Origin of the sequence: Streptococcus suis (assembly GCF_002964045.1) — a bacterium.
Classification (GTDB): domain Bacteria; phylum Bacillota; class Bacilli; order Lactobacillales; family Streptococcaceae; genus Streptococcus; species Streptococcus suis_U.
Genome location: NZ_POPB01000503.1, coordinates 1 through 384 on the forward strand (window position 1 = coordinate 1; position 384 = coordinate 384).

General features: G+C 47.7%; 1 pseudogene. It reads left to right on the top strand.

The window, feature by feature from the left end:
- A pseudogene (locus C1E99_RS14765) lies at positions 1-384 on the top strand (hypothetical protein); the annotation flags it as partial.

The window sequence follows — 384 nt, forward strand, 5'->3', positions numbered from 1 at the left end:
GAACTTCTTGAATCAGAAACAGTTGAGAATCAGAGGTCAGAACTTCTATCAGGTCCCATAGGCATGGAGGGGGTAAATGTAAAAGAAGAAGATCAAGTTGCGACGACCGCTACTGAACAACCAGCCACCTCTAAAACCACAACTGTCCAAGCCTCTCTCGACGAACCAGCTAGTGCAGAAAGCGAACCAGTCTCCCAACCAGCTCCAATTTCGTCTCAAGACAGGTCAGATATTCCTGTTCAACCAGAAGTCCAAGAAGTCGCTTCTCAGGAAGAAAGTCAAGTTGCGACGACTGTTACTGAACAACCAGCCACCGCAAAAACCACAACAGTCGAAGTATCTCTCGACGAATCAGCTAGTGCAGAAAGCGAACCAGTCTCCCAA